The 23777-nt window shown below is 70.1% G+C and carries 18 protein-coding genes and 2 pseudogenes; 9 read left to right on the top strand and 11 right to left on the bottom strand.

Translation table 11 applies throughout. The annotated features are described in order from the left end of the window. The first annotated feature begins 54 nt into the window (after positions 1–54). Positions 55–597 (top strand): hypothetical protein, encoded by a 543-nt coding sequence (locus C1703_RS39100; protein WP_157993180.1) that lies wholly within the window; start codon positions 55–57, stop codon positions 595–597. Between the two features lie 408 nt (positions 598–1005). On the opposite strand, the gene C1703_RS29285 is transcribed toward C1703_RS39100, so the two are convergent. The 11 genes and pseudogenes from C1703_RS29285 to eccB all read right to left on the bottom strand — a co-directional run bounded on the left by C1703_RS29285 (position 1006) and on the right by eccB (position 11452). Further along, positions 1006–1533 carry a transposase gene (locus C1703_RS29285; RefSeq protein WP_232840795.1) on the bottom strand — a complete coding sequence of 176 codons (528 nt, stop codon included), beginning with the start codon at positions 1531–1533 and terminating at the stop codon, positions 1006–1008. Continuing rightward, a pseudogene (locus C1703_RS29280) lies at positions 1530–1727 on the bottom strand (winged helix-turn-helix domain-containing protein); the annotation flags it as partial. The pseudogene C1703_RS29280 and the gene C1703_RS29285, both read right to left, overlap by 4 nt. A 40-nt stretch (positions 1728–1767) precedes the next feature. Further along, positions 1768–2862, bottom strand: a pseudogene (locus C1703_RS29275) (IS3 family transposase). Between the two features lie 131 nt (positions 2863–2993). Beyond that, on the bottom strand, positions 2994–4106 hold the full coding sequence (locus tag C1703_RS29270) for a S8 family serine peptidase (protein WP_232840622.1): 1113 nt from the start codon (positions 4104–4106) through the stop codon (positions 2994–2996). 506 nt (positions 4107–4612) lie between these two features. Then, complete coding sequence (locus tag C1703_RS29265) at positions 4613–4915, bottom strand: WXG100 family type VII secretion target (RefSeq protein ID WP_059415306.1); 303 nt, start codon at positions 4913–4915, stop codon at positions 4613–4615. Between the two features lie 88 nt (positions 4916–5003). Continuing rightward, complete coding sequence (locus tag C1703_RS29260; protein WP_031118360.1) at positions 5004–5342, bottom strand: WXG100 family type VII secretion target; 339 nt, start codon at positions 5340–5342, stop codon at positions 5004–5006. A 407-nt stretch (positions 5343–5749) separates the two neighbouring features. Then, positions 5750–7429, bottom strand: a complete 1680-nt coding sequence (locus C1703_RS39095) for a WXG100 family type VII secretion target (protein ID WP_157993179.1) — start codon at positions 7427–7429, stop codon at positions 5750–5752. Next, positions 7429–7881 (bottom strand): hypothetical protein, encoded by a 453-nt coding sequence (locus C1703_RS29250; RefSeq protein ID WP_114255634.1) that lies wholly within the window; start codon positions 7879–7881, stop codon positions 7429–7431. Before C1703_RS29250 ends, C1703_RS39095 begins: the two co-directional genes overlap by 1 nt. Before the next feature lie 162 nt (positions 7882–8043). Next, the gene (locus C1703_RS39090) at positions 8044–8655 is read right to left on the bottom strand and encodes a hypothetical protein (protein WP_157993178.1); all 612 of its coding nucleotides are present in this window, start codon (positions 8653–8655) and stop codon (positions 8044–8046) included. Further along, positions 8643–9914, bottom strand: a complete 1272-nt coding sequence (gene mycP / locus C1703_RS29240; protein ID WP_114255633.1) for a type VII secretion-associated serine protease mycosin — start codon at positions 9912–9914, stop codon at positions 8643–8645. Before mycP ends, C1703_RS39090 begins: the two co-directional genes overlap by 13 nt. An 11-nt stretch (positions 9915–9925) precedes the next feature. After that, on the bottom strand, positions 9926–11452 hold the full coding sequence (gene eccB, locus C1703_RS29235) for a type VII secretion protein EccB (RefSeq protein WP_114255632.1): 1527 nt from the start codon (positions 11450–11452) through the stop codon (positions 9926–9928). A 197-nt stretch (positions 11453–11649) separates the two neighbouring features. Here eccB and eccE point away from each other — a divergent pair, with 197 nt between their 5' ends. From eccE to C1703_RS29195, 8 genes are all read left to right on the top strand, one after another. Then, positions 11650–12966, top strand: coding sequence for a type VII secretion protein EccE (eccE, locus tag C1703_RS29230; RefSeq protein WP_114255631.1), 1317 nt, complete (start codon positions 11650–11652; stop codon positions 12964–12966). 17 nt (positions 12967–12983) lie between these two features. Continuing rightward, positions 12984–13751, top strand: coding sequence for a hypothetical protein (locus C1703_RS29225; protein ID WP_114257643.1), 768 nt, complete (start codon positions 12984–12986; stop codon positions 13749–13751). 341 nt (positions 13752–14092) lie between these two features. Continuing rightward, on the top strand, positions 14093–17362 hold the full coding sequence (locus tag C1703_RS29220) for an SCO5717 family growth-regulating ATPase (protein WP_114255630.1): 3270 nt from the start codon (positions 14093–14095) through the stop codon (positions 17360–17362). A gap of 295 nt (positions 17363–17657) precedes the next feature. Beyond that, positions 17658–19508, top strand: coding sequence for an ABC transporter substrate-binding protein (locus C1703_RS29215; RefSeq protein WP_114255629.1), 1851 nt, complete (start codon positions 17658–17660; stop codon positions 19506–19508). 10 nt (positions 19509–19518) lie between these two features. After that, positions 19519–20565, top strand: a complete 1047-nt coding sequence (locus tag C1703_RS29210; protein WP_114255628.1) for an ABC transporter permease — start codon at positions 19519–19521, stop codon at positions 20563–20565. Next, positions 20562–21476 (top strand): ABC transporter permease, encoded by a 915-nt coding sequence (locus C1703_RS29205; protein WP_114255627.1) that lies wholly within the window; start codon positions 20562–20564, stop codon positions 21474–21476. Before C1703_RS29210 ends, C1703_RS29205 begins: the two co-directional genes overlap by 4 nt. After that, complete coding sequence (locus tag C1703_RS29200; RefSeq protein ID WP_232840621.1) at positions 21473–22735, top strand: ABC transporter ATP-binding protein; 1263 nt, start codon at positions 21473–21475, stop codon at positions 22733–22735. Before C1703_RS29205 ends, C1703_RS29200 begins: the two co-directional genes overlap by 4 nt. Continuing rightward, positions 22732–23766, top strand: a complete 1035-nt coding sequence (locus C1703_RS29195; RefSeq protein ID WP_114255626.1) for an ABC transporter ATP-binding protein — start codon at positions 22732–22734, stop codon at positions 23764–23766. Before C1703_RS29200 ends, C1703_RS29195 begins: the two co-directional genes overlap by 4 nt. The last annotated feature ends 11 nt before the right edge of the window (positions 23767–23777 follow it).

Below are 23777 nucleotides of genomic sequence, written 5' to 3'. Positions count from 1 at the left end.
CTCCCTGCGTCACTCTGACCAAGCCGTCACTCAATGTGCAGGTAAAGGTACTCCGTGAAGAAGATCCATAACGCCGCGCGGCTGAGAGCTCGCGCCACTCTCGCCCTTGTCACGGCAATGACCGCGCTGCTGCCCATCGCCGCCTGCGCGTCCTCGGGCAAGCGCTACACGGTCCCCGATTCGCTATGCGGGATCAAAGTCCCTCGCAGTGCACTGGAGGCAGTTCTCCCGAACGGCGACGAACTCACGGAACATCCGGAATCTTCGGGAAGCACTAAACGCTGTCGTATCCATGTCGACGGCGATTCAGCCCTTTCAGTCAGTACAGAGCACTGGGAAAGCGAGACGACAGCAAGCGATGTCGCCCAGTCTGCGCTCGGAGTTGACCCGCAGGACCAGCAGAGCGACGACGGCCGATACATCTATTCGTCGACCGGAGCCGTCGGCAAGGTCGACTGCGCCCAGGCCGACGAGGCCAACGAGTCATTGTGGGCTTCTGTCAGGGTGACGCACGATGACGCAAAGGATGCGGACATGCTCAAGCTCATCACGGCTTACGCCGGGGCCGTCGGCTCTTCACATGTATGTAGCCGGTGACCTCACCCCGTGCTGTGCAGGTCGTCACGGGTGCTTTGCCGCTCTCGCTATGCCTTTGACGGTTCCCCCGGTGCTGCCGGGCGGCAAGGCACGTTTCATCATGGGACGTTGCGGCCGCCCCTTCAGCCTATGAACCTATGCGCTGAAGGAAGTTCTGGAATTCGGTCTGCCCTGCACAGAGTCTCAGGATCACTTAGCTTTCAGTCTGGCAACTGAGGTCTTTCAGAGCGGCCACTGATCGGGGGAGGACGTAGCCATCCTCAATGGACAAGGCTCCCGTGTCGCTGAAGGAGGACTTCGACGTCTCAACTCGCCAGCGCACGAGCATTGTCAATTTAGTATCCTGCCGCGATCGACCCCGCCCCACGTGCTGGTCGAGTGGGTACTGACCTTGAATGCGTGATGTCGTCATGGTGGCTGGCGTCGGAGGCCGGTGCCGGTGAGGCAGCCGTCGAGGACGTCGTGGCGGTACTGGAGGTGGCGTAGGCCGCGTCGGACGGCGGTGATCAGGTCGTCGGGGTCGGCGAAGGCACGGTTGGCCACGGTGGTGCGTCGCAGTACCGACCAGATGCCCTCGACTGGGTTGAGGTCGGGGGCGTCGGGCGGTAGTTGGTAGACGGTGAGCCAGTCGCGGTCGGCGATATAGCGGCGCATGCCGGCGGTGAGGTGGGTGTTGAGGTTGTCCCAGACCAGCACGATGGGGCCGCCGAGCTGCTGGTGGGCGGTCTGGATCAGGTCGCGGTAGTCCTTCCAGGAGAAGCTTTTGCGTCCGTCGGGCCGGGCGTCTGGGCAGGGCCGGTAGATCAGCCGTGAGGGTTCGCCGGTCTTGTAGCAGGCCAGGGCGGCCACCGATAAGCGGCGGCGGGAGCGGCCCCGGACGCGGACCACAGGGGTGTGGCCGCGGCGGGACCAGGTGCGGGTGGTCGGCGGCGTCATCGAGAATCCGGCTTCGTCCTCGAAGACGAGCCAGGCGTCGAGCGCCGCCACGGTCCTTCCACGCTCGGCCAGGCCTCCTTCATCCAGCCGGCCACCGCGGTCTCGCCCCGCTCGATCACCCGCCGGGCGGGGACCTGGCAGCTCCAGCCGTGCCGCTTGAGCAGGGCGGCCACTCCTTGCACGGTGTAGCTCTTTGAGCTGCCCCGAGTTTCGTAGAGTCCGTTCTTGATGGGTTCAGGCGGACTGCGGGGTTTGCTCCTGGCTGCGCCAGAAGGCTTCCTCGTACTCGGCCGGCGGCACGTAGTAGCGCGGAGTGAAGGCGTTCTTCGTTGTACCAGGTGATCCACTGGAAGATCGCCCGCTCGACCTGGTCGACGTTCTTCGGCGGAGACGCCGATGTCGGCGAGCCGGTCGGTATACCGAATTGATACGTATTGCCCCCGCGATCGCTGTGATGGATGAGGCCGGAGTCCTTCTTGATCCGGCGCCGCCAGAGCGCCATCTCCAGGGCGTCCAGAGGGAGTTCGGTCCGCATGTGGTTCGCGACCTGCCAGCCGACGAGCATCCGCGAGTACACGTCCAGGACGAACGCCACATACGCCCATCCCGACCAGGTGCGGACATACGTCATGTCCGCGACCCACAGCTGATCGGGACGGGAGGCGGTGAAGTCGCGGTCGACCAGGTCCGGCGGACGCGGCGCCGACGGTTCCGGAATCGTCACCCGACGCCGCCGGCCACGGATGACGCCCTCCAAGCCCAGCTCGGCCATCAGCCGCTCGACGGTGCAGCGGGCCACCCCGTGGCCCTTGCGCCGAAGCGCGCGGGTGATCCGGCGAGCGCCATAGGTGCCGCCCGACTCCGCGTGGACCTCCTCGATCAGCGGCATGAGCTGCTCGTCCCGGAGCCGGCGGGCCGACTTCGGCCGCTTCTTGCGGGCGAAGTACGTCGACGGCGACAGCTCCAGCACCCGGCAGACGGGATCGACCCCAAGGCCCCTCTCGCGCAGGTGGTCGATCACCTGCTCGGCCTCGTCCGGGGACGGTCGATCTCCTGGGCAAAAAACACCGAGGCGGCTTTCAGGATCTCGTTCGCGCGCCTCAACTCCGCTACTTCTTTGCGAAGTTGCTTGAGCTCGTCCTGCTCGGCGGTGGTGAGCCGGTCGTCCCGCTCGCCGCGGTCGGCCTCGGCCTGGCGGACCCAGCCGCGCAGGGCCTCCTTGTGGATACCCAGGTCCTTCGCGACGTGCGCGATCGGGCGGCCGGTGGTGCGGACCTCGCGAATCGCGCGCTCGCGGAGCTCGTCCGGATATTTACGGGGTGCTGCCATGGTGCTGGTGGTTCTCCTTCGCCAGGACCGTAACCCTGGCATCAGGGACTCCACAAATCTCAGTACAGCTCAGGTCAAACGGCCTCCGCGCGGCAGTCGGCGAGCCGGACCAATGCAGGATCGCCCTGTTGTCAGCGTTGCCGACGCCGTACCAGCACCCACGCAGCGCCTCCGACCAGCACAGCCACGGCAGCCGCAGCGGCAATGCCCGCCAAGGGCGCGCCGTTGTCGCCGTCGGAGGCGTCCGCCGCAGCGGACGGAGCGGAGTTCGCTGTCTCGCGCGCCGGTTCGGCACCCTTTGCGGGGCTCGACGAGGCACTGGGGGTACCGGAGACCGGACGCACGAAGAAGGGATCGCCATCTGGGTCGGCACTCCCAGGTTGGCCCTTACCCTCCAGGAGGCTCTGCCGAGGGCGGACCAGACCGTAACCGAGGTAGCTGCTGACGGAGTCCGACGGCCAGTCACGGCCAGCAGTTTCCTCAAGAACGCGCCAAACCTGCGCAGCAGTCCACGTGGGGTGCTTGGACCACACCAGGGCAGCCGAGGCCGACACCAGCGCAGCCGCTGCGGCGGTGCCGCCTCCGTCCTTGCAGTACCGCTGGAAAGTCGCGTCGCACCACCGGGGTATGTCGACCCCTGGAGCAGCCATGTCGACATCCTCACCATGCTGAGACGTGGGGGCGACCTTCCCGAACCGATCAGCGGCCGCCACGCCCACCACTTCAAGGAACGCGGCGGGGTATTGCGGCTTGTTTCCCAGCTTCGCTACGTCGCCGGTGCCGGCGATCAGCAGCGCTCCCTTCTTGACCGCGTACTCAAATGCATCACTGTCCCCGAACACGTTGCTGAGGGCGTACTGGTTGTTGATGGAGAAGTAGATGATCTGCGCGCCGCTGTCGGCGGCGGCCTTCACGGCGATGGCCAGTGGGTAGTTGATGTGAGGAGCATCGTCGTGTGCGACGGGCGGCACACGGATCGGGATGATCTTGGCGCCGGGGGCGAGTCCCTGCAGCCCGCCGCCGCGGCCCGTTCCGGCGATGAGCTCGGCGGCTGTGGTCCCTGCACCGGTGGTGTCGGTAGTGTCCGTCACGCTGCCTTTGACGTTCCCGGATCGCACCGAGGCGTCCACCCCCGTGAGGACCTGTCCCCGCAGAGAGGGCGTAGCAGGGTTCACGCCAGTGCTGATGACGGCGACCTTGATGCCCTTGCCCGTGCTGACCTTCCACATATTTTCGGCCTTCATGACTCCGAGGTACCACTGCCTGGGAGCCGTGTCCGCTGCCACGGCGAGGGGGGACGGGCCGGCGATACCCAACAGGCAGGCGACGGACACAGCGCAGGCTCGAAGAGTTCGGTGCATGATCCCTTTACGTTCACTCTGAAGGAGACACTGGTACGGAATTTCCCGGAGGGAAGCGAGCAACCCGTCTCGGCGATGCGCTGCTCGAGCGAATGCGTTCCGCTTCATCGGTGGTCGTCCTTCAGGCCGAGAGGATCGAAGCTGCTAGGGACAACCGGGTTGTGGTCATGAGTGACTCCGGTATGAGGCGTCATGACGAGAGGACAGTAGGCGGACTTGGCAGCAGTTCTCCCGGCACGTTGGAGGGGTTCCCTGGCATAAGCCGGAGTAGCCAACGCTTCGTTCGGGACACACCGCGGACGTGTGGTGCGGGCTTTCTGAGGGCGCGGTACCGCACAGGGTGGGCACCTCCCGTGCGTGCCCACCCTGGTTCTGCAGACCGTGCGCTCCTACTGGAAGTAGCTGGCGCCCTTCAGGTCGCCGCCTCGGTAGTCACCGCCGGCGGTGTGGACGCGCTGGGAGATCTGGACCAGCGCCGTGTGGATGCCCCGCGCGTGCGTGTCCCACTGCTTGGACTTCTTCTGGAACTCCTCGTACGCCTCGCCGCCCCAGCCCGAGGACACGTTGAGCACGGCCTGCTTCAGGGCCTCGAGGTCCTCCTCGAGCTTCTTGGCCTGGTTGCCGAGCTCGGTGGCGAGCGCATCCATGGTGCCGTACGTGACGGCCAGTTCGTCGTAATGAGCTCCGGACATGTTTCCCTCGTTTCTATGCAGATTTCAGCCGGACTGCGCTGCCCGGACCACGGTGCGGCCCATTGCCGCCGATGGCTCGTCCGTAGCTTCAGTAGCTGTTGAGCGCCGAAGTCTTTCCACCGAGATCGTCCACCGCGATTTGCTTGAGGTCGGCCTCGATCTGGTCTTCAAGGTTGCGCTTGTCGATCTTGTTCAGGTTGATGCCCTCGAGGAAGTCGTCGAGCATCTTGCCGATCGCGACCATGTGCTGGTTGATTTCCGTCTGCTTCACGTTGAACGCCTGGGCGCCCTGTCCCCTCCAGGCCTTCTCGATCATGTCGATCGTGCCCTGCAGCTTCGCGAGCGATCCCCTGATGTTGTCGTATCGATCGACGACCTCAGTCTGAAGCCTCTGTACGTCGCTTTCATTAAGCTTGCGGTCGACCATTTCGGCACTCCCCTTCGTAAGAGCTATGGCTTGCTTCCGAGCGCGTCACCGCGTCGGAGAGGTCGTGTGTGACCGGTTGACGTGTGTGAGTCGTCATGTTTTTCGGCGCGAGCGGATCACCGCGAAGGCTCCGCCCCCGATTACCAGGACAGCCCCTGCGGCTCCGAGGGCGACCCACATCGTGGTGTTGTCGGACGGTTCGGGGGTTGATCCTGCCTCCGAAATCTGGTCGGCAGAAGTGTTCTTGGGACCTGTGACGGGGTTGATGCGGGAGCGGAGGGTGAGACGGTGATGCCCGAGTGCCGCGCACGTGGTGGACACCCGTCTTCCGGCACGTCCCGCGAAGAACGCCGTCAATCCGCCACGTGGGCTGATCCCTGTCATGCCTCTGTAGATCCTCGCTCTGATCAGTCAGTCACTGGTGGCGTGTTGCGTCGCGGGGTCTCCGGTTGAGACCCACCCTCACGATCCCTGCGGTTCGTGTTTCGTCGATTTCCCGTGCGGCCGTGCGGTGCACCTGCGCCGCCTCCGGCCGGTCCACCGCTTCTCCCTGCTGGGGCTCGCCCCTTGGGTGTACCGACGACGCCGTCGGCATTGCCCGCGGCAGGACGGGCAGTCTGGCCCGGACGAGCACCAGGGGTGGAGTTCGGCGCCCCGATCACTCCTCGCTGCCCGATTTGGCCGGCGGGCGCACGGGAGCCAGTGTTGCCCTCGGTGCCGACGACCGTACCGCGCGGGACCCTGGAGCCGGTCGCCCCTTGAGGACCTGTGGCGGGCCTTCCTCCGACAACTCCATTACCGCGCGCCGTACCTGTGGAACTCGCACCTCCCGCGCGGTCGCTCGCCGGTCCACCGACAGTGCGTGGCATTCCGCCGGAGACACCTCGGCCTATGGGGGCAGCGCTGCCACCTCGAGTACCCGACTGCCCGGTTGTGGTGGCGTGCCCCATCGGGCCTGAGCCACCGCGACCGCCGACGGTGCCGCTCGAAGTGCCTGTACGACCCTGAGCTGAGATCGGGGCCCTGTTGCCGTTGGCTCCGCCGAAGCTCGAGGTGCGGCCTGCCGGCCCGCTCGGGGCAGGAGGAACCGTGCCGGAGGGAAAGGGAGGGGCCGTCCCACCGTTGCCACTCGGACCCGTCACCGTATGCGGCGCATTGGTCAACGGTCTTGTGGTTTCCTGGGGCGGCAGGGTGCCCACGCTGTCGATCCTCGTGCCAACGTTCCCATCCTGCGGAATGGCCGAGTCGTCCACTTTTCTCAGCGGCGGCGTGGTGTCTCCCGAACGCGAGTGTTCTGTTCCCCTGTTCGGAGTGTCGTGTCCGGCAACCACGGACTCACGAACGCCCGCAAGTGCCCCGGAGCTCTGCACTTCCCCATCGCCGCGGGGGACCCCGTAGCTCGGATCCGGCTTAGGCACCCCCACATCCGGCATAGGCTCGAACGTCGGCGGCTCCTGCCCCGCCATGATCTCTTCCGACACCGCATAGAAGGACGCCAGCCGGTTCATCTGGTTGATCGCCTCTTGGCGGTCCTTCTCGGCCTTGACCGCAGCCGCGTACTCCGCGTTGCTCTCGATTTGCTTGGGCGTCGGAATGTCCGCGACCGCCTTGGGGTCCTCTCGGGTGTCGCGGGGCGGCATTGCGCTACGGACGGAGGCGAGGCCCGCGGCCGCTGCCGTTACCTGGGTGCCGGCGACGTCGGCGAAGGCGGCGAGTTTGCGGGCGTGGATGACGAGATTGGCGCCCCACTTACGGAAAGCCTCGCCTGACTCGCCCTCCCAGTCGACCCGGCCGATGTGGCCCTCGAGTTCCTCGGCGGCATCTTCGATGGCGGTCCGGGCGTTCAACAGAGCAGTGCCCGCGGCTTCCAAGTCCTCCGGTTTCGCGGACTCGACCATGTCGATCATGGCGTTCAGGGCGTGGCCCTCGAAGTTCGTCTTGCCGAAGACCCGTGGAACCTTCCAGCCGAAGGGGAGGAGCTGGGCCATCCCCGTCGCACCGCTCACCATGTCGATCGCGCCGAGCTGCGCCGCGGCCTGCTCCCTCTCCGCCTGGTGCGGTACCGGGTGCTCCTGCTCTTCGCTCATCAGTACAGGTCACCTGCCTGGTCGTCATCAGAACGTTCTGGCGCGGACTCGTCCCGCTTCGCGGCCTCCGCCGCCGCCCTCTCCTGCTTCGCTTCAAGCTGCTGACGGCCGATATCAGTCCTGATCTCCCAGAACCGCCGCCGCTCCTCCTCGTCGATGTTGCTGAAGTTTCCGCCCGCGCCCATGACGGCGATCTGCATCGCCTCGATCTGAAGGCCCAGGTTTTTGGAGAGTGCGGTGAGACGTTCGTGGACGCGCTCGTACTGGCTGTGGAGGCCCTTGGCCTCGGCGAAACCGCCCGAACCGCTGAAAGAGGCCTCGGAGAGGGCGTGCGCCGCGATCTGCTGAGGGCTGCCGGGTGAGCCCTCGAATGTGGAGAGCACGGCATCGACACGCTTCTTGAAGGTTCCCAGCGCCTCCAAGCCGACCTTGAAACCCTCCGCAGGCAGCATGCCTTCCCTCCCCGTTCCCCGTTAAGAAGTCGTCGAGCGGTGCACAGGTGTTGATCCGATCGGCACACTCGATGACCACTGTAGTCATAGTGTGAGATGCGGCCAACTGAACTTCGTGGTATGCGAGTTACCCGGGGGGCCAGGCCCGGCCGAGCCACGGAGTCAGCAACCCCCCTCACGCGTCGTCACCGCGAAGTCGTACGAAGGGACCGTCACCGTGCCCTGGCCTCCCGCGATTCCCGGCGGCTCATAGTCCCCGTCCTTCGACCGGGTACGGGTGACCTGCATGCAGAAGGCCGAGCCACCGCCGCTGACCGTGAAACGCGCCTCGGAGGCCGTGTTCGTGGCGGCGGGTGTCGCGGTCACGCCGTACTGCGGGGCGTCGCCGCCGCCGTGCTCGACGACCTCCTGCTCGATTCTTGTCGCGTATTCGTCGATCCAGCCGGTGTCGTTGTCCTCGGCATAGATGTCGCCGAAACCGGAACTGCCGTCCAAGGCGTCCGTGGCCCCCTGTACCGCGCTGGTCAGCTCGCTGTCGTCCCATGCCGTGTCGTCGGAGACTCCGAAGCCCTGCACGCTCGCGTAGATACCGACGCCGGCCAAGGCGACGAAGGTGACGCGAGCGGCGACGAAGAAGGCGTCGGGCAACTCCTCGCCCGACGGGTTGATGCCGTCGCGCCACGCCCGGACGCGGTCCGTCTTGACGCAGGCCATGGCCAGCAGCGCGGCGGACAGGATGAGGCCCAGGACACTCAGTTGGGTCAGCGCGTCCATGAGCCGGCCTCCAGTCGTCGCTTCTGCCTGCGCCGCGCGTCGCGGAGCGCCACCGCCGTGCCCCCCAGCGCCGCCACGAGGACCACCGCGCCCACGACCACGTACGTGGCGAGGCGGGCGTTGCGTTCCTCGGCGGTCTCGCCGATCTGGAACTCGGCCGGGGTGGGGGCTTCCGGTTTGCCCAGGCCTGCCTGCGGGTCGGGAGACTCGATGGGGTGTTCGTCCTGCGTCAGGGCGCGTACGGGGTCGACCACTCCCCAGCCGACCAGGCGGTCGTGGCCCGCGACGGTGCGCTCCGCGGTCTGTTCGATCTGGGCGACGATCTGCCGGGCCGTCCAGTCGGGGTGTTTCGCCTTGATCAGCGCCGCGACGCCGGCGACGTACGGCGCCGAGAAGCTCGTACCGTTGTCGGAGCAGTGGCCGCCCTTGGGAACGGTGGAGATCATGTCGACACCGGGGGCCGCGACGCCGACGAACTCGCCGGACTGGGAGAAGGAGGCGCGCTCGTTGTTGCGGTCCGACGCTGCGACCGCGAGGACGCCCTTGTAGGAAGCCGGGTACGTCTCCTTGACGTTGCCGCCGAGGCCGTCATTGCCCGCCGAGGCCACGACCACGATCTTCCGGGCCAGGGCCTGGTCGATCGCCAGCGCCAGATCGGACGTCGACTTCACCGGTTTCGAGGTGTCCTGGGAGATGTTGATGACGTCGGCCTCGGCCTGGATGGCGTAGCGGATCGCGCGGGTCAGGGTGGCGACGTCGCCGTGGCCCTCCGCGTCGTTCTGCTGGATCGGGATGATCGTCGCCTCGGGGGCCAGGCCCACGAAGCCGGTGCCCTTGGCGGGCCGGGCCGCGATGATGCCGGCGACCTTCGTGCCGTGGCCGACCGTGTCCGTGGTGCCGTTCTCCTTGCCCCGCTCGATCGGGTTGCCGTCGTCGTCCTTGAGGTTCCTGGGCAGGAAGTTGCGGCCGCTCTTCACGTCGACAGCGTCGGTGAGCTGCGGATTCGTCACGTCGACGCCGGTGTCGATCACCGCCACCCGCACGCCCTTGCCCGTGGACTGGCTCCACAGCTCGTCCAGGAGGACGCGTTGCAGGGACCAGGGCCGGCCCGGGTACTTGCCGTTGGGGAACGCGCACTGGTCCGAGTACGGGAGGTCGCCCGCCGCCGCGGGGGGCGCGAGGAGGACGGGGGCGGTCGTGAGCAGGGCCGCGGCCACCACCGTGGTCGCGGCGCGGAGGAAGGAGGGCGCGTGTGGCATGTCCGGCCTCCTCAGGAACCCTGCGGCTGGCGTGCCGCCGTCGTCGACAGGCGTGGGCCGGTGGGCAGGAACTCCGACCAGGCGGCGGGGATCGGCGCGGGATCCACATCCTTGTAGCCGAGCCGGGTCTGGGCCTGTTGGGCCTCCTGCTGAGCCTGCCGGCGGTCCTTGGCCGTCGTGCCGATACCGGCGTCGTCCGCGCCGCTGTCGGCGTTGGACTGCAGGACGTAGCGCAGGCCCGTGTCGGTGACGAGGAAGACGGGGCCCGCCTTGGTCTCCTTGCCCTGGAACTGGCGGTAGAGCTGGCCGGAGCCGGGCGTGACGTAGGCGCTGGAGGAGCCGGTGGGGAGCTTGGCCGGGAAGTTCGTGCCGGCCCAGGTGCTCAGGGTCGTGGCGCCGGAGCCGGTGTTGACGCCGCGCAGGACGTTGCAGACGGTGCTGCGGCTTCCTGCTGTGCCGGAGGCGTCGTTGACGGGCTGGGGGTCCTCCGTCGGCCAGCGGTGCTCGGTGCCGAACGGCTTGCCGGGGACGATCGCACCCGGGCTCATGTCCTTGGCTTCACCGGCCTGGCCGAGGGAGACCAGGTCCTCGCTGAACAGCAGGAGTTGGGCGACGAAGGCCGAGACGGGGGCGACCCGGCCGGGCAGTACCACGTAGTACTGGTCGCTGTTGAGGTCGGACGCCTTGAGCACCATGCCGACCCTGTTGGTCTTCTCGTCCAGTTGGCCTGGGGCGTCGGCCGCGATACCGACCTGGCCGGGGATCTTCGGGAAGGAGATCGGGTCGCCGGTGTGCAGGGTCTCCAGCCACTCCCTGGACACCTTCTGCGGCTTGCGCCCGGAGCCGACGACGGCGCGCAGCAGCAGTTCGTCGCTCTTGTCGATGGGATACGAGCGTCCGTTCGCGTCCACCACGTAGCGGCTGCCGTCCGGGGCCGCGACGTAGAGCAGTTGACCTGCCGTCAGCTTTTCGCCCCTGCCCTCGGTCGCCTTCATGTCGCGGGAGGCGAGGACCAGGGCCGCCTTCTGGATGGACTCGCCGCCCGCGCCGGGGCGTTCGCAGACTGCCCAGCGCTTCTCGCTGCCCGCCTCGGACGCCGAGGGAAGGCGGTCGGGCGCGTACGGGATGCCGATGGTGACGCCGTGCGGGATCTTGCCGTTGTCGAGGACGGACTCGGCGACGGTCACCACCTCGCCCTGGCCCTCGTTGAGGAGCAGCTTGGCGGACGCCATGTTGAGGACCGGGTGCAGCTGGACCTGGTCGCCGGTCTTCAGGACGACGTAGCGCGTGGTCGAGTCGCTGGCGACGATCACCTTGGCGTTGGGCTCGTTCCAGCCCTTGGGCGCGGTGGGCTTGAACATGCCCCAGGCCCCGAACACGGCCATGACGACCACACCCACGATGACGCCGGGGACGACCGCGCGCAGTGGACGAGGCGCCCCTTCCTCCGAACCGTCGGGCGACGACTGCAGGAAGGCCGCGAGCATGCGGCGTTTCGCGAAAGTGTAGGCATTGAGCTGGTCGCGCCGAGATGCCATCTGTGCCTGTCTCTCCCCGTGTCACATGTGTCGCGCTCGCCAGGCGTGACATGGTCCCCGCCCCCGGTGTCAGAGCGGCCCCCTACTATGCCTGGTATCCGCGGGGACTTGCGGAGCGAGTAGGGTATCCGGGCCGTCAAGGGCCTTGTGCGGTGCTGAAGTACCGGCGGTTGCCGGCGAAACGGGGGGATGGAGTGATGGCATCCGGAACGCGCGCCCGGTCCCGTGACCGATCGCGGACACGGGGCGCCGCGGCGCCCCCACGAGGACCGGCGCAGCGGCCGGCCTCGCCGGGCGCACTCCACTCCAAGGTGCGTTCGGGGCGGGCCGGGGCATTCCGGTTGCAACGCCTTGTCCTGTTCGAGATCGCGGCCGCCGTCCTGCTCGTCGGATGGGTGATCGATCCCTTGGCTCTGGCGCCTGCGGCTGCCCTCGCCGTCTGTCTGGTGCTGGTCTCCTTCCTCCGTCGCCGCGGCCGTTCCCTGCCCGAATGGCTGGCCACGGCGCAGGCGTTGCGTGCGCGGCAGAGGCGGGCGGCGAGTACGCCGATTCCGGAGGGCGCGGAGCCCGGGTTGGTGCCGGCCCTGGAGTGCGACCCGAGTCTGCGGACGTACACGTACGCCGGCCGTGACCGCCGGTCTGTCGGAATCGTCGGGGACGGTACGTTCGTCACGGCGGTCCTGCATGTCGAGGCCGACGCCACCGCACTGCGGGCCGAGCGGAACAGACAGCCGTTGCCGCTCTCTCTGGTGTACGACGCCCTGGAAGTGGACGGTATCCGGCTGGAGTCGGCGCAGGTCGTGCTCCACACCCAGCCCGCGCCCGCGATCCATCTGCCCCGGCAGTCCGTGGCCGTCGCCAACTACGCGCCCCTGCAGGAGCAGACAGGTGCGCCGGCCGTACGCATCACCTGGATCGCTTTGAAGCTCGACCCGGAACTGTGCCCGGAAGCCGTGGCCGCGCGCGGGGGCGGTCTGGTCGGAGCGCAGAAGTGTGTTGTGCGTGCCGCCGATCACCTCGCGAGCCGACTCACCGGAGCCGGATTCCGGGCGACCCTCCTCGACGAGGAGCATCTGATCTCCGCGATCGCCACTTCGGCCTGCGCCAACCCGCTGGTGACGGCGGAGGCGGGGCGGACGGACGCGCGGGAGCGGCGGACCGAGGAGTCAGGCCGGAACTGGCGCTGTGACAACCGCAGACACACCACGTACTGGATCCGTCGGTGGCCCGTGCTGGGTGGCGAGAGGGCACCGTCGCTGCCGCAGCTCGTCGCTCTGGTCACTGCCGTCCCCACCCTCGCCACCACCTTCAGCCTCACGCTCAGGCGCGGGGAGCGGAAGGAGGTCTCCGTGTGCGGGCACTTGCGGGTGACCGGGCGCAGCGACGACGAACTCGTCGCCGCCCGGCGCGCGGTGCAGGCCGCGGCCCGGCACACGGGCATGGGGCTCGCCCGCCTCGACCGGGAACAGGTACCCGGCATGCTCGCCACTCTGCCCCTCGGAGGTGCCCGGTGACGGCAACGCCCCAGCGCGTGGGACAGGCGGCGGCCACCGGCCGGGGCGAGCCGCAGACCTCTGCCCCCGGGCAGGCGCGTGCACTGCTGCGCCGCGGCTTCGGGTTGATCGGCCCGAGACACCCGCGGCACTCCGTGACCGTCGACCAACTGGACACCCTCGCCCTCCCCGTCGCCGACGACGGCGTCGTCATCGGCTTGGACGCGGAGAGCCGGCCCGCGGTACTCGGGCTCAATCGGCCGATGCCGTACGACGTCGTCCTCATCGGCGGGCTGTGGACCGTGCAGGTCATCGCGCTCAGGGCGGCGGCGACGGGGGCGCGGGTCGCCGTGGAGACGGGGCGGGCGCAGGCCTGGATGCGGATGGTGCACGCCATGGGGGGCGGGCAGAACGGGATGGCCGTGTACGACGTGGGGCGGGTGCCGCCGCTGGGTGCCTCAGCCGGTACGCCGGTGTTGGTCGTGCGGGACTGCGGGATGCGGCCACCTCGCGGTCGGGTCGTCTCCGGGGCCTGGCAGTCGGTGCTGACCCTGCTGCCGTACGTGAGCCCGGTCGCTCCACGGCTCGTGCGGCAGGCGCGGCTGGTCGGGATTCAGAGGGTATCGCCGGACGAGGCCACGGAGCTGGGCCGCACGATGGCGCTCACCCGAGCCGAGATCGACTCCCTGCCGGGGCTCTCCGACGGTCTCACCCTGTGGTGCACAGATCGGGATCGGCAGTACGTCATGACACAGCCCACGGACACGGAGACCGGGCTGTTGGGTGCGCCACGTCGGATGGACTGACGGACCTCGTATCGGAAGCGCCCGTAAACCCGTTTTGTCAACTTCCGCGCCAGGATTTACATCGCATTTGCGTGGTTTTCGAGGTCCGGCGTTGTTATGAGGGGCAGATGGGCCTGCCGAGGCGGACCTTGTGGTGATTAGGCTGGTACCGGGCGCGACGTCAGAACCCCGTGGACCGGGCGTCCGCGTCCCAGAAGGAGAGCGGGGAAGCCGGTGCGGTGTATCGGACGACCTCGGACGGCCTCGGAGACGCCATTGACCGACTTCGGACGAGGTCGGACGACAAGCAAGGGTCGCCCCAGCACGGCATGAGGGTGCTCGACCACACCAGGAGGAACACTGTGAGCAGCGATCGGGACGGGATCCGCGGGGGCTGGGCGACACCCGGCGATGACCAGCCCGACGCGGAGTCCGACGTCGAGATGACCGGCGAGTTCACCATCGACTACGCACCCCCGGCCTGGTACACGCAGAACGCTTCGGGGAGTTCAACGTCGAGTTCGGGGCAGGGGGCGGGGGCGTCCGAGGACTCCGGTGCGTCCGTTGCGCCGTCCCAGGAGGGCCGGGGGTCCGGTGGCTCCGGCGCTTCCGGTACCTCCGGCGCCCCGAGCGGACCGGTTCCTCCGCTGCCGGGGCTGACTCCGCCGCCGCATGCCCATCCTTCCGGTGGTCAGCCGTCCGTTCCGCCGCAGGCTCCGGCTCCGGGGCCCGCTCCGGGGGCGCCTTTCACGCCTCCCGTGCCGCCGCCCGCGGCGGGCGCTCCGTTCACGCCTCCCCCGCCGGCGCCGGGTGTGCCCTTCACGCCTCCCGCGCCTTCCTCGAGTGAGGGCTCCGCCGTGCCCAAGCTGCCCATGGGGTTCGAGCCGCAGGGGCGGACCGAGGCGCCCGAGGCGGACACGGCCCCTCCTTCGGCCGTACCGGGCAACCCCGGCGGCGGGTTCCCGGCGCAGTGGACGCCGCCGGTTCCGGCGGCTACTCCTGCCGCTGTTCCGGATGTTCCGGCCCGCCCCGCCACCCCGGCCCCCCCGACCTCCGGGGAACCGGAGCCGGGGGACGGTGATCTGGAGAGCGGTGATCTGGAGAGCGGTGCCACCATGCGGTTCTCCGCCGTCGCCCTGAAGCGGGAGATCGCCGAGCGTGCCGCGGCGACCGAGGCGCGGCTGGAGTCGGCCGACGACGACCAGGGCGAAGCCGAGGCCAAGGACGAGGACCAGGACGACTCGGGCGGTGACGCCGGGAGCGCGCCCGGCGACGCCGACGCCGACGGTGACCGCTCGACGGATGCGGCCGACGCGTCCGGGACGGACGACAGCGCGGCCGGCCCGGCTTCTGACGATGCCGAAGCCGGGGGCGTGAACGCGCACGCCGAGGTGACGGCACCGGACGATGGGGCTCCGGAGAACGGGGCTTCAGGGGGCACGACACCGAAGGACACGGCTGCCGAGGACAGGACCTCCGAGGCCGAGATGCCCGGCGCCGTGGCCGCGGATGCGGCCCCGGCCGGTCCCGAGCCGGTCGACGTCCCGCCCGCCGACGCCGATCCCTCCGACGCCAGGGCTGAGGACAGCGCCCCGCGGGGCGCCGCCGTTCCGGGCGTGCCGCCGCTGCCGCCGTCGTACCAGCCGGCCGCCCCGGCGCCGGCCAACCAGTGGCCCGCGCAGCATCAGCCCCAGCCGCAGGCCCAGCCCACGGATCCGAACGCGCGACCGCAGCCGCCGTTCCAGCCGCAGGCGCCGCAGCCCGCGCCCGCCGCGTGGAACCAGCCGGGCGCACCGACGCCGCCGAACCAGCCGCCCGGCCAGCCCGCCCCGCAGCCCGGTGGCTACGGCTTCCCGCAGCCGGGAGGCCCGGCCCCGGCCGCACCCGACGCGCACGGCGGTTACGGCTTCCCGCACCCCGGCACCCCGGCCGCACAGCAGCCGGACGGCCGACCCGCCCCGGTTCCGAACGCCCAGGGCGGATACGGCTTCCCCCACCCCGGCACCCCGGCCGCACAGCAGCCCCCGGCCCAGCAGCCCGGCGCCCCGCAGGGCGGTTACGGCTTCCCGCAGCAAGGCGCTCCCGCTCCCCAGGGCGGATACGGCTTCCCGCACCCCGGTGCCCCCAACGCCCAAGGCGGTTACGGCTTCCCCCAGCCGCCCGCCCAGCAGGCCCAGCCCGGGGTGCCCCCGCAGGCCCAGCCGCAGCCCGGCGGGCAGCCCCAGCAGCCGGTGGACCCCCGTACCGGCGCCGCCTGGCCGCAGCCCATGCAGCACGACCAGCGGCAGCCGACCAACCCCGGTGCCGCGCCGCTCGGTTACACCGCCGCGGTGGAGCTGTCGTCCGACCGGCTGCTCAACAGCAAGAAGCAGAAGGCGAAGAGCAGCCGTCCGGCGGCCGGCGGTGGCCGGTTCAAGCTCGGTGGGAAGAAGGAGGAGGCCGAGCGGCAGCGGAAGCTGGAGCTGATCCGTACGCCCGTGCTGTCCTGCTACCGGATCGCCGTGATCAGCCTCAAGGGCGGTGTCGGCAAGACGACGACCACCACCGCGCTGGGCTCCACGCTGGCCACCGAGCGGCAGGACAAGATCCTCGCGATCGACGCCAACCCGGACGCGGGCACCCTCGGGCGCCGCGTGCGGCGGGAGACCGGGGCCACCATCCGTGACCTGGTGCAGGCGATCCCGTACCTCAACTCGTACATGGACATCCGGCGGTTCACGTCCCAGGCGCCGTCCGGGCTGGAGATCATCGCCAACGACGTCGACCCGGCCGTGTCCACGACGTTCAACGACGAGGACTACCGGCGCGCGATCGACGTCCTGGGCAAGCAGTACCCGGTGATCCTCACCGACTCGGGTACCGGTCTGCTCTACAGCGCCATGCGCGGTGTGCTGGACCTCGCCGACCAGCTCATCATCATCTCGACGCCGTCCGTGGACGGTGCGAGCAGCGCGAGCACGACGCTGGACTGGCTGTCCGCGCACGGGTACGCCGACCTGGTCTCGCGGTCCATCACCGTCATCTCCGGTGTCCGCGAGACGGGCAAGATGATCAAGGTCGAGGACATCGTGTCCCACTTCGAGACGCGCTGCCGGGGTGTCATCGTCGTGCCGTTCGACGAGCACCTCGCCGCCGGTGCGGAGGTCGATCTCGACATGATGCGGCCGAAGGTGCGGGAGGCGTACTTCAACCTCGCGGCGATGGTCGCCGAGGACTTCACCCGCCACCAGCAGGCGCACGGCCTGTGGACCTCCGACGGCAACCCGCCGCCGGTGGCCGCCCCGCCGCTGCCCGGCCAGCCCGTCCCGGGCCAGCCCCAGCCTCCGTACCCCGGACAGCAGCCGGCCCCCGGCCAGCAGATCCCCGGGCAGCCCGGACCGTACCCGCAGCATCCGCAGCCGCACCCCGGCCAGCCGTACGCCCAGCCGGGCCAGCCCCAGGCCCAGCCGGGTCAGCCGTACCCGCAGGCCGCGGCGGGCCAGCCGCCCTACCCGCAGCCGGGCCAGCCGCCGGCCGCGCCCCCGCAGCCGGGCTACGGCTACCCCCATCCCGGTCAGCCCGGTCAGCCGGGATATCCGGCCCAGCCCGACGGGCAGAACCCGCCGCCCCCGCCCGCGCCCCCGACGCAGTAATCAGCTCACCCGATCGGCCCCTTTCGAGGGGCCGATCCCCTTTCCGGCCCGCGCCGTTCCGACCGGCGCGGGCCTCGGCGCGTCCAGGGGCGAAATCCGTTGCCAGGCCCTGGCCAGGAGCGCGTCAGTGGTCTCGACCAATGGGCACGAAAAGCTCGCCAATTCGTTATTTCCGCAGGCCACAAGGGGTGAACGCGCCGTTGACGGCTGGGAACGGCCGCTGATACACACTCAGCATCCACTGACAGCTGATCAACCCGTCCTTCCCGTCCGAGCGATGACGCGAGGTCCGACCATGGGCACGAACGATCAGACACGCAGCCTCCCGCGCGGCCTCCGGCTCATCGCCGCGGCCGGGGCGGTCGCGCTCACCCTCACCGCCGGTCTCGCGACCCCGCTCGACCCGGCGCCCCAGCAGGCCCGGGCGGCCGACGACGGCAAGAAGGTGCTGACCGTCGCGGTGGCGCAGAGCGTGGACTCGCTCAGCCCGTTCCTGGCGGTCCGGCTGCTCAGCACGAGCATCCACCGGCTCATGTACGAGTACCTGACGAACTACGACCCCAAGGACAACCACGCCGTCCCGGGCCTGGCCACCAAGTGGGAGTCGTCGCCGGACAAGCTCACCTGGACGTACACGATCCGCTCGAACTCCGCGTGGTCCGACGGCAGGCAGGCCACCGCCGAGGACGCGGCGTGGACGTTCAACAAGATGATGACGGACTCCGGCGCGGCCACGGCGAACGGCAGCTACGTCGGGAACTTCCGGAAGGTGACGGCACCGAGCCCCACCAAGCTGGTCATCGAGCTGAAGAAGCCGCAGGCCACGATGACCGCGCTCGACGTGCCGATCGTGCCGAAGCACGTGTGGGAGAAGGTCTCGGACTTCTCGGAGTTCAACAACGACAAGAGCTTCCCGGTGGTGGGCAACGGGCCGTTCGTGCTGACCGGCTACAAGGCCGACAGCTATGTGCGGCTCAAGGCGAACAAGAGCTTCTGGCGCGGGGCGCCCAGGTTCGACGAGCTGGTCTTCCGCTACTACAAGGACCAGGACGCGGCCGTGTCGGCGCTGCGCAAGGGGGAGGTGTCCTTCGTCGCCGGGTCGCCGTCGCTGACGCCCGCCCAGGCGGAATCCCTGGAGGGCGCGGAGAACATCAAGGTCAACGACGCCCCCGGCCGTCGCTTCTACGCCCTCGCCACCAACCCGGGCGCGAAGGCGAAGAACGGCGAGAAGTTCGGCGACGGCCACCCCTCCCTGCTGGACCAGCGGGTGCGCAACGCGCTGTTCCTGGCCGTGGACCGCGAGGCCATCATCGACAAGGTGTTCCGGGGCCACGCCGTCGAGGGCGAGGGCTACATCCCGCCGCGCTTCTCGCAGTACTTCTGGAAGCCGTCCGCGAGCCAGAAGCTGGCGTACGACCCGGCGAAGGCCGCGCAGCTGCTCGACCGGGCCGGGTACCGGAAGAACGGCGACGGCAAGCGCGTCGGCAAGGACGGCAAGCCGATCACCTACCGCGTCCTGTGCCACGCCACCGACCCGAACGACAAGGCGGTCGGCAAGTACCTCCAGGAGTGGTGGGGCGACCTCGGCATCGGCGTCCGGCTGGACTGCCTGGACAACGTGACCGACCCCTGGCTCGCCGGCAAGTACGACCTGGCGTTCGACGGCTGGTCCGTGAACCCCGACCCGGACTTCGTGCTGTCCATCCACACCTGCGGCGCGCTCCCGGCGACCCCGAAGGACACGGGCGCGACGGACAACTTCATCTGCGACAAGAAGTACGACGAGCTCTACGCCCGGCAGCTCGCCGAGTACGACCCCGCCAAACGGGCGGACATCGTCAAGCAGATGGAGTCGCGGCTGTACGACCTCGGGTACATGAACGTCATGGCGTACCCGAACGCGGTCGAGGCGTACCGGACGGACCAGATCAAGTCGATCACGACCATGCCGGCGAAGGCGGGGAACATCTACGGCCAGGACGGCTACTGGAGCTGGTGGTCGGCGGTGCCGGCGGACTCCGGCGACTCCTCCGGCGGTTCGTCCACGGCCGTCGTGGCCGTCGTCGCCACGAGCCTCGTCCTGCTGATCGGCCTCGGCACGGTCGTGGCGGTGCGCCGCCGGGCCGGTGCCGACGACCGTGAGTGACCGGGCACCCATGACCGCCGACGCGACCTCCGCGCTGGTCGAGGACAGGCGGCCGGCCGCCGGGCCGCGGGTACGCAAGCGCTCCGCGTACCCGCGGTACCTGGCCGGCAAGGTGGCCGGCGCGGCCGTCTCGCTGCTGGCCGTCCTCGTCACCAGTTTCTTCCTCTTCCGGCTGATCCCCGGTGACCCGGTGAAGACCATGACCGGCGGCCGCCAGGTCTCCGCCGAGCAGCTGGCCGCCTACCGCGAGGAGTTCGGGCTCGACCTGCCCCTGTGGCGGCAGTTCACCGACTACTGCGGCAAGGCCCTCACCGGCGACTTCGGCACGTCGTACCAGTTCCGCGCGCCCGTGGTCGACAAGATCACCGAGGCGCTGCCGAACACCCTGCTGCTCACCGGCACGGCCTTCGTCCTCTACACCGCGCTCGGCATCTTCCTGGGCACCCGCTCGGCGTGGCGGCGCGGCGGGCTCGGCGACCGGGTCAACACCGGCCTCGCGCTGACCCTGTACTCGATCCCGTCCTTCTGGCTCGGACTGCTGCTGATCATCGTGCTGGCGGTGGGCATCGGCCCGCTGCCGGGCATGTTCCCCACCGGCGGCATGGAGTCGGGCGGCGAGGAGGGCTTCGCGTACGTCCTGGACGTGGCGCACCATCTGGTGCTGCCGGTGGTGACGCTGGTGGCGGTGGAGTACGGGCAGACGCTGCTGGTCACGCGGTCGGCGCTGCTGGACGAGATGGGCAGCGACTACCTGACGACCGCCCGGGCCAAAGGGCTGCGCGACGACCTCGTACGCCGCCGGCACGCCGTGCCGAACGCGCTGCTGCCGACCGTGACGCTGATCTTCATCAACCTGGGACGGACGGTGGCGGGCGTGATCCTGGTGGAGACGGTGTTCTCCTGGCCGGGCCTCGGCGGGCTGTTCTACCAGGCGCTGAGCGTGCCCGACCTGCCGCTGGTGCAGGGCCTGTTCTTCGTGTTCGCCGCCGCGGTGATCCTGATGAACACCCTCGCCGACCTGGTCTATCCGCTGCTCGACCCCAGGGTGGCCCGATGACGACGTCGACCGGCACGGGCACGGGCCCGCGCGCCCTGGCCCGGCAGCGCCGCCGGGCCTCCGTCGCGCGCTTCTGGCGGCAGTACCGCGCCGAGCGGGCGGGGCTGTACGGCCTGGCCGTGCTCGCCCTGTGCGCGCTGCTGGCACTCACCGCGCCCCTGTTCGTGGGCTCCGACGTGAGCAGTGTGACCGACGCTCCGGGGCGTCCGATGCAGAGCCCGAGCGCCGAGTTCCCGCTCGGCACGGACCAGTTCGGGCGGGACCTGCTGGGACTGGTGATCTGGGGTTCGCGGGTGTCGCTGCTGGTCGGGCTGCTCGCGGCCGTGCTGTCGGTCGCGATCGGCACCCTGATCGGGGTGACGGCGGGACACTTCAGGGGCTGGTACGCGACGGTGATGATGCGTGTGACCGACTGGTTCCTGGTCATGCCGACGCTGGTGCTGGCGATCGCCCTGGCGACCGTGATGTCCCGCTCGCTGACCACGACCGTCGTCGCGATCGGCGTCACCACCTGGCCGACCACGGCCCGACTGGTGCGCGCGCAGACCCTCGCGGTGGAGACCCGGCCCTACATCGAGCGGGCGAGGGCGCTCGGCGGCGGCCACTGGCACATCATGTCCCGGCACGTCCTGCCCAACGTGATGCCGCTGGTGCTGGCCCAGACGACCCTGATCATCTCCTCGGCCATCCTCGCCGAGGCGACGCTGGCCTTCCTCGGCCTCGGCGACCCGACGGTCGTGTCGTGGGGCGGGCTGCTCCAGGACGCCCGGGAGGCGGGCGCGGTCAGTGCCGGGGACTGGTGGTACCTGGTGCCGCCGGGCATCGCCATCGCCGTGGTGGCGCTGGCGTTCACGCTGTGCGGACGGGCCGTGGAGTCCGTCCTCAACCCCAGGCTGGGGGTGTCGCGTTGAGTCTGCTCGACGTCAGGAACCTGACCGTGACGTACCCGGGCGGCGCGGCCGCCGTGCGCGGGGTGGACCTGCGCCTCGACGCGGGGCGCAAGCTCGGCCTGGCCGGGGAGTCCGGCTGCGGCAAGTCCACGCTGGCCCTGGCCCTGCTGCGGCTGCTGCCGTCCGGGACGCGCATCACCGGGGAGGTCCTGCTCGACGGGGAGGACGTGCTGACGATGAAGTGGGGCCGGGTGCGGGCGGTGCGCTGGGCCGGGGCCTCGGTCGTCTTCCAGGGCGCGATGCACTCCCTGAACGCCGTGCACCGCATCGGCGACCAGATCGCCGAGCCGATCCTGCTGCACCGGAAGGCGACCCCGGCCGGGGCGAAGAAGAGGACCGGCGAGCTGCTGGAGCAGGTCGGCCTCCCCGCCGCCCGCGCCGACGCCTACCCGCACGAGCTGTCCGGCGGCCAGCGCCAGCGCGTCATGATCGCCATGGCCCTGGCCTGCGACCCGCGCCTGGTCATCGCCGACGAGCCGACCACCGCGCTGGACGTGATGATCCAGGCCCAGATCCTCCGGCTCATCGAGCAGCTGGTCGCGGACCAGGACCTCGGCCTGATCATGATCAGCCACGACCTGGCCGTGCTGGCCGACACCTGCGACCGGCTGGCGGTGATGTACGCGGGCCGGGTGGTCGAGGAGGGCCCGGCGGCGCAGGTGTACGAGGACGCCCGGCACCCGTACGCGCGGGCCCTGTCGGCCGCGTTCCCGCGCATCGGCGACCCGGCCTCCCGGTTCGCGCCGCAGGGGCTGGCGGGCGACCCGCCGGACCCGGCCGCGCTGCCGTCCGGGTGCACGTTCCATCCCCGGTGCCCGGTGGCGCTGGAGGCGTGCGCCGAGGAGGATCCGGTGCTGCGGGAGGCGGGGGCGGAGCGACGGGCGGCGTGCGTGCTGGTGGGTGCGCCGGTGAGTGTGCCGGTGGACGGAACAGACGGCTCCCGTGAGGCGGCAGAGGCAAGTGAGATGCCGGTGGCCCATGACGCGTCAGAGGCCCACGAGACGCATGTGACCTGTGACGCGTCGGAGGCCCATGACACGCCGGTGGCTGACACGCCGGAGGCCCATGAGACGCAGGTGGCCCGAGACGCGTCGGAGTCTCGTGACGCGGCGGAGGCCCGTGACGCGGCGGAGGCCCGAGACGCGGCGGAGGCCCGTGACGGGCGCCGAGCGCCGGAGGGCCCGGAGGCCCTGGAGGAAGCGAGGCCGAGCACGCCATGACCCTCTCCCCCACGGCCCCCGAGGTCGCGACGGCCCCGCTGCTGAGCGCCCAGGGCCTCCACGTCACCTTCCCCGGCCGGCACGGCGGCCCCCGGGCCCGCGCCGTCGACGGGGTCGATCTCGACATCCGGCCCGGCGAGATCGTCGCGCTGGTCGGCGAGTCCGGCTGCGGCAAGACGACCCTGGCCCGCGCCCTGCTGGGCCTGGTCGAGCCCACGGCGGGCCGGGTCGCCTTCGACGGCCGCCCGCTGGACTACTCCGGCCGGTCCCTCAAGGCGTACCGCAAGCGCGTCCAGCTCGTCCTCCAGGACCCGAGCGGCTCGCTCAACCCCCGGCACACGGTGTACGACGCGGTCGCCGAGGGCCTGCGCATCCACGGTTACGGAGGCGACGAGCGGACGGCGGTCGCCGAGGCCCTGTCCCGGGCCGGCCTGCGCCCTCCGGAGCGCTTCTTCCTGCGCTACCCGCACGAACTGTCCGGCGGGCAGCGCCAGCGGGTCGTCATCGCGGGCGCGCTCGTCCTGGAACCCGAACTCCTCGTCGCCGACGAGCCGGTGGCGTCCCTCGACGCCTCGGTACGCGGCGAGATCCTCGCCCTGCTGCTGCGGCTGCGCGCCGACCTCGGCCTGTCCGCGCTGGTCGTCACCCACGACCTGGGCCTGGCCTGGAACATCGCCGACCGGGTCGCCGTGATGTACCTGGGCCGGATCGTGGAGACGGGCGCGGTGGAGCAGGTCCTGACGGCGCCGCGGCATCCCTACACCCAGGCCCTGCTGTCCGTGCTCCCCGAGGCCCCTGGCGCCCCGGTGATCCTCACCGGCGAACCCCCGGACCCGTCCCGCGTGCCGTCAGGCTGCCGCTTCCACGCCCGCTGCCAGATCTTGGCGGGTGGCGCGGCGGAGCAGGCGGGCGTGGCCGACGCCTGCAGGAACCAGGACGTGGAGATCCTCAGCGGCGGCTCCGCGTCACAGGTGGCCTGTCACTGGGCGGTTGCCTCACGCCCTCAGGGGCGCGGGGAACTGCGCGCCTAGCCACGACGCAC

This window comes from Streptomyces sp. Go-475 (assembly GCF_003330845.1).
GTDB lineage: Bacteria > Actinomycetota > Actinomycetes > Streptomycetales > Streptomycetaceae > Streptomyces.
This window is presented reverse-complemented; position numbering and strand designations above follow the sequence as displayed.